This window comes from Fulvivirga sp. (genome assembly GCF_040218215.1).
Classification (GTDB): Bacteria; Bacteroidota; Bacteroidia; order Cytophagales; family Cyclobacteriaceae; genus Fulvivirga.
Genome location: NZ_JAVJQL010000002.1, coordinates 44,785 through 60,881, shown reverse-complemented (window position 1 = coordinate 60,881; position 16,097 = coordinate 44,785). Strand labels below are relative to the sequence as shown.

Sequence of the window (16,097 nt, the reverse complement as noted above, 5' to 3'; positions counted from 1 at the left end):
GGTTAATTGAGGTATAAACATTCGAATTAATGAAGTTAAGTATTGAATTAGCGAAGCCAAGTAGCCAGGAGTGGATAGATACAGTAATGGCCGATTTCGATTCCTTTTTGCAGGATCATGCCAACTGCGAGCGAAAGGCATCTTCAATGGCCATGAGCTTTGTGGCTAAATATCCGGACAGAATCGAAATCATACCTGAGCTGATTGAGACTGGTATTGAGGAGTTGGAGCACTTTCAGCAGGTATATGAGATTATGGAGAAGCGTGGGGTTCAGTTGCCGGCCAAAATGGGTCAGGATTTATATGTAAAGGATTTGGTTGACGCTTGCAGATCTGATGTGGAAGGCAGGTTTATGGATCGGCTACTGTTAGCTTCAATCATAGAATGCAGGGGAGCAGAGCGGTTCAGGATGGTTTATGAAGCATTGCCAGAAGGCGATCTGAAAAAGTTCTATCATAACTTGTGGGCTTCTGAGGCCAAGCACGGAAATATTTTTGTAAAAATGGCCTTGATTTATTTTGATGAAAAAGAGGTATATGATAGATTGAAGGTATTAAATGAAATAGAATCAACCATATTGTATCGTCAACCGTTAAAACCCGCATTACATTAATGGATTTTTTCAAATTTAAGAACGATTTAACTCCAGAGAAAGGAAGACTGCTCATCTCAGAGCCGTTTTTGCCCGATCCTAATTTCGAGCGTACTGTTGTGCTGCTCTGCGAGCATAATGAAGATGGATCTTTCGGTTTTGTTCTTAATAAAGTGAGTGCGGTTAATTTAGACGATATCATTGAAGACGTAAAAAATTTTAGTGAGCCGGTGCACATAGGTGGGCCTGTTCAGCAAGATACTTTGCACTTCATTCATAAGGCGCCTTATCTTGAAGGTGGTCAGGACTTAGGAAACGGACTCTATTGGGGTGGTAATTTTGAGCAGTTGATGATCTTAATTGATTCAAAACAGATTAATCCTGAAGACTTTAAGTTTTTTGTGGGTTATTCGGGCTGGTCAGAAGGCCAGCTGGAGGAGGAGCTTGAAGCAAACTCATGGATTGTTACCCCACATGCTTCAGCGGAGATTGTTTTTGAGCAAGACTTAGATCAACTTTGGAAAAGGGTTCTAAAGGGCTTAGGAGGGCGATATGATGTATATTCAAATTATCCTACCGACCCAAGACTTAATTGAATGAATTTACTAATTTTACGGTTAATGATGTTGTAAACGGTATATGATGGATAACGAGAAGGAAATTAATGCAGAGGAGCAGGGAATTGAGGAAAAACCATCTGTTGCGCCTGAAAATGGCGATGTAAAAGTGAGCGAAACGGAAGTAGAAGCTAACGCAGATGAATCAGCCACCCCAAAAGACGCTTCAAAAGAACTAACCTCAGAAGAGGATTTGTCTGGTAAAAGCAATCATGATGATCAAGCTATTGGTCAAGGTGAACAGAAAGCAGAAGAAAAACCATCTGTTGTGCCTGAAATTGGTGATGCGAAAGAAAGTGCATCTGAAGTAGAAGTGAGCACAGATGAATCAACTACCCCAAAAAGCGCTAAAAAAGAATTAACCTCTGAAGAAGATCTTGCAGAGAAGGACGATCATGATCATGATGAAGATCATGACGAACATGAAGAGACGGATTATAGTGAGTATACTAAAGAGCAATTTGTCGAACTGATTCGCTCATTGTCGCAAGACAATAATATACTCAAGGCCGATAAAGTCGCCCGTCAGATAAAGCCTTATTTTGACGAAATTAAAAATAAGGAACGTGAAGCGGCATTGAGCAAGTTTATTGCCGATGGTGGTGAAGAAGCTGATTTCAGCTTCAAAAACGATGAGTTAATCGATCGTTTCGAAGCCAACTTCAAATTAATCCGTGATCATAAGGTTCAATATTCCAAAGATCAGGAAAATCGCAAAGAGGCTAATCTTAAAAAGAAAGAAGAGATACTGGAAAAGCTGAGAGAGTATGTTGACTCAGAGGAGACTAACATAAGCTATGATGCTTTTAAAGAAATACAAAAGGAGTGGCGCGATATAGGACCGATACCTGGTGCTTATGTTAAAACCCTATGGGCAAATTACAATGCACTTGTCAATCGTTTTTACGATAACAGGAGCATTTACTTTGAGCTTAAAGAGCTGGACAGAAAGAAAAACCTTGAGTCTAAGCTTGAGTTGTGTGAGAAGGCTGAGGCATTAGCCAAGACAGAAAACGTGAGTGAAGCCATTAAAGAACTTAATGAACTGCATCACGAGTTCAAACATATAGGCCCTGTGCCAAATGAAGAGCGTGAGGCACTATGGAACAGGTTTAAAACTGCCTCTGATGCTGTTTATGACCTCAGAAAAGGTTATATCGAAGAATTAAAAGAAGAACTCGAAGCCAATTTAAAAATCAAAGAAGAATTGACTGAGAAAGTTCAGGAGTTCACCACCTTTGATTCTGACAGGATCAAGGAATGGAATAAAAAGACTAAAGATCTTCAGAGGATTCAGGAGCAGTGGGAAGCTACTGGTGGTTTGCCAAGGGCGAAGGCCAAAGAGGTGAACAGAAACTTCTGGTCGGCATTCAAAACCTTCTATAACAATAAGGGCAACTTCTTTAAGAGATTAGATTCTATGCGGGAAGATAATCTGGTAAAGAAGAAGGAGCTGCTTGAAAGGGCCTTGGCCATGAAAGACAATACCGACTGGCAAAAGACTGCCAATGACTACAAAAGGCTTCAAAATGAGTGGCGTGAGGTTGGCCCTGTGCCTGAAAAGTACAGAGAGTCTATATACCGTGAATTTAAACAGGCTTGCGACCATTTCTTTGAGCAGAAGCGTGCTAACCTTGGTGAGGTTGAAAAGGCTTATGTGGGCAATCTGGAGGCTAAAGAAAAGATATGTGCAGAGATAGAGCAGCTGGCCAAAGACAAGAACTCCGATTTAGATAAATTCAGGGAGTTGCAGTCCAATTTCAACGATATTGGTTTTGTGCCTAAGGCGAGCATGTCTAAGATAAAGAGTGCTTATTCTGAGGCTGTAGATAAATTTATCAATAGCATTGAAGGCATTACCAACGAGGAGCGTCAGCAGATAAGACTGGAGAACCAGATCAATAAGATTGTTCAGGGACCTAACTCTGGCGAGAAAATCTATAGAAAAGAGCAAACCATAAGAAAACAAATAGGGCAGTTGGAGAATGATATTGCCTTGTGGAAGAACAACCTTGAATTTTTCGCTGATTCAAAAACAGCGGATAAAATGAAGGAAGAATACAACTCTAAAATCAAGGCGGCCACTACAGAATTGAAGGGACTGAAGCATCAACTAAAAATTGTTAGAAGTATCTAATATTTTTTCTGGTAGATGTTTGGTTTTAAAAAGTGTACGATTAAATTTGCACTCGCTAAACGCAAAAGCCTCCATAGCTCAGCTGGCCAGAGCAACTGACTTGTAATCAGTAGGTCGTTGGTTCGAATCCGACTGGGGGCTCAAAAACAAAAGACCCCGCACAATTTGTGCGGGGTCTTTTGTTTTTATCACATATTTGAGAATCTTTCTGATTTGCTCTAAATTCATGCGGTCTTGGAGTGTCGATTAGACCAAATGAATAATATGAATTATTATAGAAAAAGTATATCTTTAGTTCTATGAATAAGTTTAAAATATATTATCTTCTAGTTGCAATAGTTGTGGCTAGCTGTTCAGCTGAAGATGGCGCTGATGGTTTAAATAGTCTGATTGATTTAGTTGCTGAGCCAATGGGAGATAATTGTGCAGCAGGTGGTGTAGCTGTACATTCTGGTTTGGATGTAAATGCGAATGGTGTACTGGATGCAGAAGAAATTACAGATACTGAATATATGTGTAATGGTGCTGATGGTATTGATGGTGCATCAGATAAGGAAATCAGATTCTTATTACAATCTAATTACACTTTTAATGTAATCGGTGGAACAAATATAGTTAAGACTGATTTGATTGAATTTGATATTAGTAGGTACCCTGACATTGATTCTGCTGTTATGACTATAGTGTTTCAAGTTCCTGACTTAACAGTTCCTTATGATGTAGGGTTGCGTGACCTAACCAATGATGCATCTATTCAAAGTAGTTTTGGTGGTTTTATTGTAGATGGAGCTACTAATACTTATCAATTAAGCAGCGAAATTCTAATTGATAATTTCCCAAAAGAAAAAATTGATGTAGGAATTGTTTTTTTAGCACCAAATGGAGACAATTCTCAATTCACAATATTTAGTGCTTATTTGATATTGTATAGAAACAAATGACAATACTTAGTAGCTGTACTGAGACATCAATATCCATGGTTTGTTTATACTAATTAATAGCTGAGTAATATGGAAGAAGGGTCATTTTCATCAGTAAGGCGGAGTATAATGGTTATCAGTAGTATTATCATTTCCCTCTACATACTGGAAATCGATGTTGATAAGTCCACATTAAGTCTTCCATTGATTGGTGCAGATATTAAGAATCCAAGTGCTCTTTTTATATCCTTTATGCAATTTTCTTTTATTCCACTTGGAAGTACATTCAATATTTGACTAAACAGGATATTAGGGATTCTACTACCTCGGTCTGTGTCCTCACAGACCGGAACAAGGTTGTTGCTAAAAATAATTTGCGAGGACACAAACCATGGATAAAAGATGGCCTGTTCTGCCACTTAAATAAAATCTGCAAGCAGGTGCTTATTCTTGCTGACCGAATGGTTAGTATTGTGACTGGAGAGCAGTCAAACAGCAGCATTGGGCATGGACAGGAAAAAGCACGCTTCTATATTGAGAGTTACCAGAAGCATTCACCGTAAAACAGGCATCATTCTTTTTGTAGCATTCTTCGCTGTGGCTGTTACTGGCTTAATGTTAGGGTGGAAGAAAAATGTGGACATTTTGCAGCACCCAACAGCCAAAGGCGCTTCAAATGACGTGTCTAAATGGCTGCCAATGGACTCATTAATTGAAATTTCACATAGAGAATTGATAGCAAGAAATGGAGATGAGATTTCCTTAATACTCAGCAAAGTAGATGCCCGTCCGGATAGAGGAATTGTAAAGGTTATTTATGAAGAGCATTATAATAGTGTACAGCTGGACGCTGTAACTGGTGAGGTGCTTTCTTATGAATACCGTACTTCCGATCTGATAGAACACCTGCACGAAGGCACTATTATCGATAACTATTTTGGTCTGCCCAATGGCATTTTTAAATTGTTTTATACCTCTGTGCTTGGCTTGGCATTGATAACCTTTACCATTACGGGCTTTTGGCTTTGGTATGGCCCTAAAGTGATGAGGAAGGAGATTTAGCTAAGATTACGGCTCAAGGCCGCAATGACAGTTTATATTCAACCTCATCAGAGCCACCTGAAAGGGGCTTTGATAATTTAGATTGAACTTAATTTCTCTTTAAGTCACTCTGATAATGAGCATATTACAGATCAAGCCCGCAATGACAGTTTATATTTTGCCATTCCGACCATGAGCCTGCCTTTGTCGGCAGACAGGCCAGAATCTTCATAGACGTCACTGCGAGGACTGAAAGGACGCGGCAGTCTCCAGTAGAGTATCGATCACTTCGCTCATTGTATGGTATCTTAATGGCAAATAGTAAAAGCAAATCTAACTAAGTAGTGTAGCTAGAAACCCTTTAAGCTGAAGGGGATTTCTCCCTCGTGCCCAGGTTCGAAAAGACGACTAAATTTGAAAAGTTGATTTCTTAGGACGCAAATCAAGGAAGAGAAAATTGTTCGTAACTTCGCTACGCAACGCAGTGGAGTGAGAAGTCTCCTCAATCTGATGGTGATTTCTCTCCGCCAACTGGCGGATCGAAATAACTATTAATTTGCCTACCATCTTTATTACAATTATTTTCACAAGCGAATTAAAGAGAGCACTTGCAAAAGATTCTGATCATACAAACGGCTTTTTTAGGAGATGTGGTTTTGGCCACAGCGCTCATTGAAAAGTTATCTGATTACCATCCAGAAGCGGAGCTGCACTTTTTGCTCAGAAAAGGTAATGAAGGTATTTTAAAAGGACACCCTAAGGTCAAAAAACTGTGGATTCTGGACAAATCCAGAAAGTTCGCCAGCATGACTGAAATCGTCAAAGGCCTTCGCAAAGAACATTTTGATCTCACTATTAACTTACAGCGGTTTTTGTCCTCTGGTGTTATTGCCTCACTGTCAGGGGCAAAGAAAGTAGTGGGGTTCAAAAAGAACCCTATGTCGATGTTCTTTAGTGAAAAATATGATCATCAGATCGAACCTGATGGTACAGTGCATGAGGTGGAACGCAATCAACAGTTAATCGCTGACATTACCGATGATAAAGCTTCCAGGCCAAAAGTGTATCCATCAATGAAAGATTTCGATAAAGTAGAAGTCTATAAATCCGAAGATTTTATAACCATCGCGCCTGCATCGGTTTGGTTTACCAAACAGTGGCCAAAGGAAAAGTGGATTGATTTTATCAATGAGCTTCCTGCGGGTTTAAAAGTTTACTTAATTGGTGCTCCTGGTGATCTAGCTTTATGTGATGAGATCATGCAGCAGTCCAAACATCAGAATATTCAGAATCTGACTGGCAAGCTTTCGCCTTTGGCCTCAGCAGCATTAATACGTGATGCAGTTATGAACTATGTTAATGATTCTGCTCCACTTCACTTTGCATCTGCTATGAATGCTCCTGTCAGAGCTGTTTTTTGCTCTACGGTTAATGGATTCGGATTTGGGCCATTATCAGATAATGGCAAGGTAATCAATGTTAAGGAACCGCTAAGCTGTAGGCCTTGTGGTTTGCACGGGCACCGGGCTTGTCCTGAAGGTCATTTTAAATGCGCTTTATTGATAACTTCTGATCAACTTTTAGAAGCTTTGCCAAAATGAGTGAAGAACTGAAGATTTCTGGTGTTGTAATCACCTTCAATGAGGAAGAGAACATTGAAGAATGCCTTCAGTCGTTGCTCGATGTTGTTGATGAGATAATAGTTGTAGATTCTTTCTCAACAGACCAAACAAAGGCCATAGCAGCGAAGTATGGTGTTAAGTTCATAGAACATGCTTTTGAAGGACATATTCAGCAAAAAAACTATGCTATAAATCAGGCCAATAATGATTGGGTTTTATCCTTGGATGCAGATGAAAGACTATCCGGAAATCTTCAGGCCATAATCAAGCTCCTCAAAAAAGATGGAACCAAGGCTGATTGTTATCGATTCAACCGTCTGAATAATTACTGTGGCAAATGGATAAAACACTGTGGCTGGTATCCGGATTCTAAAATACGGCTTTGGAATAAACAAAAGGGCAGGTGGGGAGGAGTAAACCCACATGATACTGTGGTGATGGATACGGGAACTACAGTAAAAGCCATTAAAGCTGATATTTTGCATTATACTTATAGGTCTATTGCTCAGCATGTACTGCAGATAGATAAATTCACTACCATCGCAGCCAAGGAAAGTCACCGCAAAGGCAAAAAGGTCATTTTTATGTGGCATATGGTATTATATCCATTCTGGTTCTTTGTTCAGAAATACTTTCTGAAATTTGGATTTTTGGATGGTCAATATGGCTTTTTAGTATGCATAAGCGGAGCATATTATAAATACCTTAAATACGCTAAGCTTTATATTTTAAACAAACGAGCATGAATTATTCATTCGATGAGTTACTTACTAGGTGTACCATCTGCAATTCAGAAAATATTGTTAATTATACTGTCGATCATAAAGGCATTCAAATATACAAATGCAATAACTGTGAGGTGAAGTTTATGAATCCGCAGTTTACAGATCAATATTTGAGTGATTTTTACGCTCAGTACCAAAATAAGGATTTCAAGCACCACAGATATGGTGATGATAAAAACCCAAGATTTGCTAAGCACAGGGATAATATCAATTTGATCAGTCAATACATAAGCCCTGGAAATTTCTTCTCCATTGGTTCAGGTAATGGTTTTGATATGGCCGTGGCGCGTGAAATGGGGTGGCGAGTAGAAGGCTTTGAAGTTGACGAAGACTTTACAAAGAAACTTGCTGCTGAACTGGATTTGAAGATGTTTTTTGGAGATTTTGTAAAACTCAGTTTGGAAAATGAAAAGTATGACTGCGTTTATATGAATCACGTAATTGAGCACCCTAAAAACCCAGGGGAATACTTATCAAAGATTGCCCAAATACTTAAGAAAGGAGGGATTCTTTACATTGCTACACCTAATATTGACTCCCTTTCGATAAAATTAAAGAAAGCCATGGATGCCTTTGGATTGAGAAAGAAAAAAGGAAGTTATTACGATACCTGGCAACACCTAACTTATTATAATCCATACAGATTTTCAGAGATACTAAAAAAGAAATACGGCTTTGAAACCCTTCATTTGAGCAATGATGTTAAACAGATTAAGGATGGAAAAGTGCAAAATTCTGCGATGGATAAGTTTCTTTATAAGTCTGGATTTAGAATGGTTTTAAGAAAGCATTAGGTGAAGGTATTACATATTAGTAGCGAAAAATCATGGCGGGGTGGCGAACAGCAGATAGCCTATCTTCTTGAGGAGACTTCGACTGCGGGTGTGGAAAATGAGGTGTTGTGCCGCAAAGGGTCAGCTTTTGAGTCGTATTGTAGAAAACATGATATTCCATATCATGCTGTTTCATTTAGTTGGGTTCGGCTATTTCGCACAGCATTTATCCTGAAGAGACTTGCCCGAAATTTCGATATTATCCATGCTCACACTGCAAAAGCGCACTTGCTATGTTATTATGCACTATTAGTTGGAATGACTACCAAAGTGGTAGTTTCCAGAAGGGTGGATTTTGTGCCTGGATCTTCATATTTCACCAGGAAACGCTATAATCATTCAGGTATTAGTAAATACCTATGTGTTTCGAAGGCTATTGAAAATATCATGAGGGCTTACCTTTATGAGGGTAAGGATAGATGTACTACGGTTTATAGCGGTATTGATCTTAATAAGTTCAAAGCAAATGAAAATGCTGATATTCATAGTATTTATGGCCTTGATAAATCACTAAAACTGGTAGTCAATACATCTGCACTGGCCGATCATAAAGACTATTTTACTTTTTTGGATACCGTTAAAATGGTGTCTGATCAGAGAAATGATGTACACTTTGTTGTTTTTGGTGACGGGCCAATGAAACAAGAAATTGTCAGCTATTCTCACAACCTTAATATAGACCGTGCTGTCACATTTGCAGGTTTTGTTGATAATATTCCAGCGCTGCTGCCTGATGCTGATGTGTTTTTAATTACTTCAAAAACTGAAGGGCTTGGCACCTCTATTATTGATGCTTTTGCCTGTAAAGTGCCTGTGGTAGCCACAGCTGCTGGCGGTATACCGGAGCTGATCATAGACCATAAAACAGGACTTTTGAATAATATTGGTGACGTTTCAAGCCTTACTGATAGCGTAATAAAGCTTTTAGATGATCAGGACTTGGTCAATCAGTTAACTAAAGGAGCTACAGAAAGGCTTCAATTGTTCACAAAGGAAAATACTGCTAAGGCTACCATTGAGGTATATAAGGAATTGATAGTGAATTAAGCTGAATAGGGTAAAAGGGCCTGATAAAGTTTCTGGATAGGCAACCCCACCACATTAAAATACGAACCTTCAATACGCTCAATACCAATCATCCCAATCCACTCCTGAATGCCATAAGCTCCTGCTTTGTCATAGGGTTTGTAATTCTCTATGTAGTAATTGATTTCATGATCTGTAAGAGGCTTAAAGATCACTTTTGTTGTGTCCGAGAATGTGGAGATATTGTCTTTTGTTACCAAGGCTACTCCGGTCATTACCTCATGACTTCTACCGGATATGGATTTAATCATGTCAAAAGCCTCGTGCTGGTTAGCCGGTTTAGCCAGGATTTTATCATCAACAATCACTACTGTGTCAGCGGTGATTACTATTTCATCTATAATCGAGTTTTGAAATGCTTTAGCTTTATTGCTTGCAATATATTCTGCCACCTGATGCACTTCCATGTCATCTGGAAATGACTCATCCACATCCATAGTCTTAACAGTGAAGGCAAAACCAGCTTCTTTTAACAGTTGACTTCTTCTGGGTGATTTAGAAGCAAGAATGAGAGGGCGACTTAAATTCATCTTCCTTGATTGAACTAAATAAATAACCACAAATTACTTTAGGGTAGAAATAAGTGGACTTTTGAGGCATTGTAAACCCGCTATAACAAACCTGTTTTACATCTTCCATCGAGATGTCGTTTGTAATTATAGCCATCTGAGCCTCATCAGTGATAACTTTGGCCAGGCAGTCGCTAAAACTTCTATCAAACTCTAATATGGAAGATGCCCGTTGATCCTTACCATGAATGCCAAGACATTTCTCAATAATAAAATAATGCATAACAGTCAGGTCCAGGGCTTTAATAGCATCAGGAAACTTCCACGTCATGGTATCCAGCATTTCGGGTTTGAGCCTCACTTTAATAGCAAAGTCTTTAAACAGCAGCCCAAAGGCCCATTGTTTGCCTAAAATTATCTCATTGATGCTATGTGCTTCCTCAACTGGCTTGATAATAAAATACTCTTCCAGTTTTTTTATCAACTCCGTAGGAGAGAAGTTCTCCAAGCCTTTAATAACCCTATGTGTAGGCAAAATTCTTAAGTCGTCTGCCTCTGTATTGGTGAGAAACATCAGGTGAAAATTATAGCCCTCATCACCTGTATGATTTGGATTGTTTTTCATCCTTTCCTGCCTGTAAATCATCGATCCCTCATAGCGATGATGTCCATCGGCCAATATGATTTTTTTATCTTCTATGACTTTAATAAACTTCCTGATAACCTCTGCATCATGGATAACACTTAACACATCGCGTACGCCCTGATAGTCTTCTGTCTCATAAATAGGACGAAGCATGCTTTCATCCATGTATTGCTCGAGCTCAAAATTTTCATCGGTGTATAGACCATGTGTTGGGCTAACATTCAGCTCTGTTTCTTTCAGAATGTCAATTCTGTCATTGACAGAATGGGGCATGGTATTCTCATGTCTTAGAATTACATTTTCATCCCAATGGTATGCTCTTATATTACAAATGAAGCCTTTCCTGCAATACTCACGCTGGCTTCCAGCCAATGTGAAATATTGATAATAAACATAGATTCCAGGTAATTCATCGTGCTGGATAGCACCTGTTTTTTTCCACTCTTCTAATGTTTTTTTAGAGTTGTGCGCAGCATTTTCTCCCTTTGGGACTGAAAGGTGTATTGAGTTATAAGGATTTTGATATAGTTTGTCACGCTGCTTTTGCGACACAACATCGAACAAAGGCGAAGTTATATCATCAATCCCTTTAGCCAACTCATCATTATATCTCCAAGCACGTAACGGTTTAATTTCTGCCATTATGCTATTACCTCCAGGCTCTTTTTTTCCATTTGCTCTCTGCTTTTACAGTAGCGTTGATGCTTTTGGTTTTTGATTTTTTACTATCTAAAATATGGGCTGCAAGCAAAGAAGCTACTTGTTCTTCATCCTTTGTTAGTGCAATTTTTAGATCTTCGGGGCTATAGTATTGATCAACAAACTTTGTATCGAATTTGCCTGACCTGAACGCCTCATGGTTAAAGACATATCTTCCAAACGCCAAAGTGGTTTCAATACCTACAATTTCATACTCATCTATTGCACGTATTATCCGGTCAATTGCCTTTTCTCTGGTATCTGCATATACAGTCATTTTAGCAATCATCGGATCATAATAAATGGGAATATCCATTCCTTCTTCAAACCCATCATCTATGCGTACACCAGGTCCTTCAGGACGCCTGTAAACAGTTAGATTTCCTATGTCTGGCAAGAAGTTATTGGCAGGGTCTTCTGCATATACACGCAGTTCAATGGCATGTCCGGTAAATGAAAGTTCTTCTTGTTTGAAAGGTAGTTTTTCACCTTCAGCAATTTTTATCTGCTCTTTTACCAGGTCAATGCCTGTTATTTCCTCTGTTACAGGATGTTCTACCTGTAATCGGGTATTCATTTCTAAAAAGTAGAAATTCAATTCATTATCAACAATAAACTCTACAGTACCCGCACCATAATAATTACAGGCTTTTGCCACGCCTACAGCTGCTTTACCCATAGCGTCTCTTACTTCTGGTGTAAGGCAAGAAGACGGAGCCTCTTCAATTACTTTCTGGTGTCTTCTCTGGATAGAACATTCTCGTTCAAATAGATGAACTATATTACCATGCTGGTCACCCAATATCTGGAATTCTATATGTTTGGGAGATGTGACAAACTTCTCAATGAAAACAGAGCCATCGCCAAAGGCAGATTTGGCCTCGCTGATTGCCCTGTTCATTTGCTCTTCAAAGGCAGCTTCTTTTTCAACAATCCGCATTCCTTTACCACCACCTCCGGCACTGGCTTTGATCAAAATAGGGTAGCCAATTTCTTTGGCAATAGCTTTTGCCTCGGGAATGTCATCAATAGCCTTCTCTGTTCCGGGTACTAATGGAACATCATATTTGGCTACTGCAGCTTTGGCTGCGAGCTTATCGCCCATAGTTTCAATGGCTGAAGCCGAAGGCCCAATAAATATCAATCCGTTTTCAGCTACTTTATTGGCAAAACCCGCATTTTCCGATAGGAAACCATAACCAGGGTGGATAGCATCTACATTAAGGTCTTTACATACTTTAATAATCTTGTCCTGATCAAGATATGAGCTGGAAGAAGCTGGTGGCCCTATGCACACCGCTTCATCGGCATAGCGAACATGCAAAGCATCTCTATCGGCTTCACTAAACACCGCTACAGTGCTTATACCCATCTCTTTGGCAGTCCGCATTATTCTTAATGCTATTTCACCTCTGTTGGCGATTAATATTTTCTTGATTTTTGGCATGGGAAAGGCTTAAAATAATGTCTCACAATGCTAAATAATTATTTGCTAAAAACTAAATCTGAGAATTATTAAAAGCAAAAGCACTTTTGATAAAACACTTAATTAATGTTAAGTTTGTGTGATTTTTTTAGAAAGCACGGTAGACAATTAAATAAAATTAGAGTGGATCTATTTGAAAAATTAAATGTAGAACAAGGTGCTTTAGGTAAGTTCGCTGACCTTCCTAAAGATTACTTTATGTTTCCCAAGTTAGAAGGTGAGATTGCACCTCGAATGAAGTTCAATGGTAAGGAGGTTTTGACCTGGAGTTTAAATAACTACTTGGGTTTAGCCAACCATCCTGAAGTAAGAAAGGCAGATGCTGATGCAGCTGCACAGTGGGGATTGGCTTACCCAATGGGCGCCAGGATGATGTCTGGAAACTCAGTGCATCACATTGATTTGGAAAATCAGCTTGCAGATTTTATTAAGAAGGAATCTGTAATGTTACTTAACTTCGGATATCAGGGTGTTCTTTCTATTATCGATGCTGTTGTTGATAGAAAAGATGTAATCGTTTATGATGCTGAATCTCATGCCTGTATTATAGATGGTTTGAGATTACACATTGGTAAAAGGTTTGTATACCCGCATAACAATATAGAGAATCTTGAGACACAGCTTAAGAGAGCTAAAAGAATAACGGATGAGACCGGTGGTGGTATTTTAGTAATCACCGAAGGAGTATTCGGTATGTCTGGAAATCAGGGTAACCTTAAAGATGTAGTTGCTCTTAAAGAGAAATATGGTTTCAGACTGTTTGTAGATGATGCTCACGGTTTCGGTACAATGGGTAAAACCGGTGCTGGTACAGGTGAGGAGCAGGGAGTTCAGGATCAAATCGATCTTTACTTCTCAACTTTCGCAAAATCTATGGCCAGTATTGGTGCCTTTGTAGGTGGTGATGAAAAAATCATAACCTATTTAAGATATACAATGAGGTCGCAGATTTATGCGAAGTCTTTGCCTATGCCGTTGGTAATTGGTGCAATTAAACGTCTTGAGTTATTAAGAACTAAGCCAGAGTTAAAAGATAACCTGTGGAAAGTTGTTAATGCACTGCAATCAGGATTAAGAGAGCATGGCTTTGATTTGGGATCAACTAAATCACCTGTGACTCCTGTATTGTTCCATGGTGGATTAGGAGAGGGTGGAAACATGACTGTTGACCTAAGGGAGAACTATAATATCTTCTGTTCAATGGTAGTATATCCGGTCGTTCCTAAGGACATTATTATGCTTCGACTGATACCAACTGCAGCACATACATTGGAAGATGTAAAAGAAACTATTGACGCTTTTGCCAGTGTAAAATCGAAACTTGACGATGGCGTTTATAGAAGAGAAGAAATAATGGCGATAAATAAGTAAAAAAGGTAAAAAAATGCGCTTAAATGGTTTAATTATAAACATTTTAAGTATATTGGCACCTCAAATTATTAACTGAAAAATTTCAATAACCTTAAAAATTATCAAGTATGAAAAGATTTGAAGAACTTAAAAATTTAGTTATGGGATTGGAGTCTGACTTCGAAAAATTCTATGACAAAAAAAATAATGCAGCTGGAACTAGAGTAAGAAAAGGAATGCAAGAATTGAAAAATCTTGCTCAAGATATCCGAGTTCAAGTTCAAGAAACAAAAAACAACGGTTAATCTTTTCAGATTAAAAATAAAAAAGGTGATCAATTTGATCACCTTTTTTTATATCTATACTTTAATAAAACAAGCTAGAATTTGCTCAGAGCTGCTTTTATATCAGTTTTAAGCTCCTTTGATGGAGGTAATAAAGGTAGTCTCACATGATCATCACAGACGCCTTGGAGTTTTAGCACATGCTTAATGCCTACAGGATTGCTCTCAACGTACATTAACGGATTAATGCTTAACAATTTGAAAGCAGCCTTAGCAGCAGCTTCATAATTGTTGTTGAAAGCATGCCCCTTCATTTCTTTAAATACATCGCTAAAAGCATTCGCCAACACCGATATAACTCCCTTTGCACCAATTGAATACAAAGGAACAGTAAGCATATCGTCACCAGATATTAATAAAAAATCTTCCGGTTTGTTAGCACTGATATACATGGCCTGTTCTAAACTCCCAGACGCCTCTTTGCTTCCAATAATGTTCTTGTGCTTAGCCAGCCTTAAGGTAGTAGCTGCTGTCAGGTTTGAAGCAGTTCTGCCAGGCACATTGTAAAGAATAACAGGAACAGGAGAGTTGTCTGCTATCAGCTCAAAATGCTTAATTATCCCTTCTTGCGATGGTTTATTGTAATAAGGAGATACAGATAATATTGCTTCTATGCCATCTAAATCCGTTGATTTAATGGTTTCAATGACCTGATGTGTATTGTTACCACCAATTCCATAAACTATAGGAAGGTTGGCCGTATTATTCTGTTTGACAAAATTTAATATTTCCGTCTTCTCGTCAGCTGTAGTTGTAGCGGACTCACCAGTAGTGCCTTGCACCACATAATAGTCTACACCCTGTTTGGCTGTATGTTGAAGCAATTTTTTTAAACCATCATAATCAATTGAACCATTCTCATTGAATGGCGTCACCAGCGCTACACCGGTGCCATACAATCTGTCAATACTCATTAAGAAAGAATTTTAGTGTATCTGTACATTTCTTCCACGAGCTTTTTGAGCTGACCCTTACCAGGAACCTGCACCATCATCTCGCAGAACATTTCATTTGACTCATCAAATTTGGCCACCCTGCATTTGGCCTTGCTCATGGCAAGCACATTCTGGATTAGCAGGTTGCTTTGTTCGTCAATATAAAATAGATAGTCAAATGACTTATTAGTAAACTTTGTGACGAATTCAGAATTAAATTTGCCCCAGAATGAAATGTCCTTTTCTGTGAAGAAGTCAAAGAGAAATTCGTGGTTTTCTTTTTTGTGTGGCAGGTAGGCAAGCACATCAACCTTTTTACCATCCTCTTCCAGGCTTTTAACAAACGACTTGATGATTTCGTGCTTTTCCCTTGTATCTATTGTGAACACTATGCCAACGTTGCTCACCATATTATAAGACATGCTTCCACGAGGAATCATATTCTTTTTGAGATGGCTTTTGGCTTTGAACGTAAGTATTCTTTTTGATAACAT

The 16,097-nt window shown here is 38.7% G+C and carries 17 protein-coding genes and 1 tRNA gene; 13 read left to right on the top strand and 5 right to left on the bottom strand.

Annotation, left to right across the window (positions count from 1 at the left end):
- Window positions 1–29: 29 nt before the first annotated feature.
- From RIB54_RS00385 to RIB54_RS00335, 11 genes are all read left to right on the top strand, one after another.
- The gene (locus RIB54_RS00385) at window positions 30–614 is read left to right on the top strand and encodes a MiaE family protein (RefSeq protein WP_350098690.1); all 585 of its coding nucleotides are present in this window, start codon (window positions 30–32) and stop codon (window positions 612–614) included.
- Window positions 614–1,189: a YqgE/AlgH family protein gene (locus RIB54_RS00380; RefSeq protein ID WP_350098688.1), complete on the top strand. Its 576-nt coding sequence runs from the start codon at window positions 614–616 to the stop codon at window positions 1,187–1,189. The genes RIB54_RS00385 and RIB54_RS00380 overlap by 1 nt, the downstream gene beginning before the upstream one ends.
- A gap of 43 nt (window positions 1,190–1,232) precedes the next feature.
- Window positions 1,233–3,347, top strand: a complete 2,115-nt coding sequence (locus tag RIB54_RS00375) for a DUF349 domain-containing protein (RefSeq protein WP_350098686.1) — start codon at window positions 1,233–1,235, stop codon at window positions 3,345–3,347.
- Window positions 3,348–3,414: 67 nt separating this feature from the next.
- A tRNA-Thr gene (locus RIB54_RS00370) sits at window positions 3,415–3,488 on the top strand.
- Between the two features lie 158 nt (window positions 3,489–3,646).
- A complete protein-coding gene (locus RIB54_RS00365) occupies window positions 3,647–4,288 on the top strand; it encodes a DUF7151 family protein (protein WP_350098684.1) in 642 nt (213 codons plus the stop codon).
- A gap of 69 nt (window positions 4,289–4,357) precedes the next feature.
- Window positions 4,358–4,564, top strand: coding sequence for a hypothetical protein (locus RIB54_RS00360; protein ID WP_350098682.1), 207 nt, complete (start codon window positions 4,358–4,360; stop codon window positions 4,562–4,564).
- 210 nt (window positions 4,565–4,774) lie between these two features.
- Window positions 4,775–5,329 (top strand): PepSY domain-containing protein, encoded by a 555-nt coding sequence (locus tag RIB54_RS00355; RefSeq protein WP_350098680.1) that lies wholly within the window; start codon window positions 4,775–4,777, stop codon window positions 5,327–5,329.
- Window positions 5,330–5,916: 587 nt separating this feature from the next.
- Entirely contained in the window at window positions 5,917–6,909 is a 993-nt protein-coding gene (locus RIB54_RS00350) for a glycosyltransferase family 9 protein (protein ID WP_350098678.1), read from the top strand.
- Complete coding sequence (locus tag RIB54_RS00345) at window positions 6,906–7,676, top strand: glycosyltransferase family 2 protein (RefSeq protein WP_350098676.1); 771 nt, start codon at window positions 6,906–6,908, stop codon at window positions 7,674–7,676. Before RIB54_RS00350 ends, RIB54_RS00345 begins: the two co-directional genes overlap by 4 nt.
- Window positions 7,673–8,509 (top strand): class I SAM-dependent methyltransferase, encoded by an 837-nt coding sequence (locus RIB54_RS00340; RefSeq protein ID WP_350098674.1) that lies wholly within the window; start codon window positions 7,673–7,675, stop codon window positions 8,507–8,509. The genes RIB54_RS00345 and RIB54_RS00340 overlap by 4 nt, the downstream gene beginning before the upstream one ends.
- Complete coding sequence (locus RIB54_RS00335) at window positions 8,510–9,595, top strand: glycosyltransferase family 4 protein (protein ID WP_350098672.1); 1,086 nt, start codon at window positions 8,510–8,512, stop codon at window positions 9,593–9,595. It begins immediately after the preceding gene.
- Here the strand turns inward: RIB54_RS00335 and RIB54_RS00330 are convergent.
- Genes RIB54_RS00330 through accC form a run of 3 tightly spaced genes read right to left on the bottom strand, consistent with a single transcriptional unit; the run spans window position 9,592 to window position 12,935 of the window.
- Window positions 9,592–10,164: a Maf family protein gene (locus RIB54_RS00330; RefSeq protein ID WP_350098670.1), complete on the bottom strand. Its 573-nt coding sequence runs from the start codon at window positions 10,162–10,164 to the stop codon at window positions 9,592–9,594. The genes RIB54_RS00335 and RIB54_RS00330 overlap by 4 nt on opposite strands.
- Window positions 10,130–11,431, bottom strand: a complete 1,302-nt coding sequence (locus RIB54_RS00325) for a DUF1015 domain-containing protein (RefSeq protein WP_350098668.1) — start codon at window positions 11,429–11,431, stop codon at window positions 10,130–10,132. The genes RIB54_RS00330 and RIB54_RS00325 overlap by 35 nt, the downstream gene beginning before the upstream one ends.
- Window positions 11,432–11,438: 7 nt before the next feature.
- Window positions 11,439–12,935 (bottom strand): acetyl-CoA carboxylase biotin carboxylase subunit, encoded by a 1,497-nt coding sequence (accC, locus tag RIB54_RS00320; RefSeq protein WP_350098667.1) that lies wholly within the window; start codon window positions 12,933–12,935, stop codon window positions 11,439–11,441.
- 162 nt (window positions 12,936–13,097) lie between these two features.
- On the opposite strand from accC, the gene RIB54_RS00315 reads away from it, so the two are divergent.
- Together RIB54_RS00315 and RIB54_RS00310 are read left to right on the top strand one after the other, a co-directional pair.
- Complete coding sequence (locus tag RIB54_RS00315) at window positions 13,098–14,345, top strand: aminotransferase class I/II-fold pyridoxal phosphate-dependent enzyme (RefSeq protein WP_350098666.1); 1,248 nt, start codon at window positions 13,098–13,100, stop codon at window positions 14,343–14,345.
- 107 nt (window positions 14,346–14,452) lie between these two features.
- Window positions 14,453–14,629, top strand: coding sequence for a BF3379 family histone-like protein (locus RIB54_RS00310; RefSeq protein WP_350068663.1), 177 nt, complete (start codon window positions 14,453–14,455; stop codon window positions 14,627–14,629).
- A gap of 74 nt (window positions 14,630–14,703) precedes the next feature.
- On the opposite strand, the gene dapA is transcribed toward RIB54_RS00310, so the two are convergent.
- Window positions 14,704–15,582: a 4-hydroxy-tetrahydrodipicolinate synthase gene (dapA, locus tag RIB54_RS00305; protein WP_350098664.1), complete on the bottom strand. Its 879-nt coding sequence runs from the start codon at window positions 15,580–15,582 to the stop codon at window positions 14,704–14,706.
- Entirely contained in the window at window positions 15,582–16,097 is a 516-nt protein-coding gene (locus RIB54_RS00300) for a DUF6913 domain-containing protein (protein ID WP_350098662.1), read from the bottom strand. The genes dapA and RIB54_RS00300 overlap by 1 nt, the downstream gene beginning before the upstream one ends.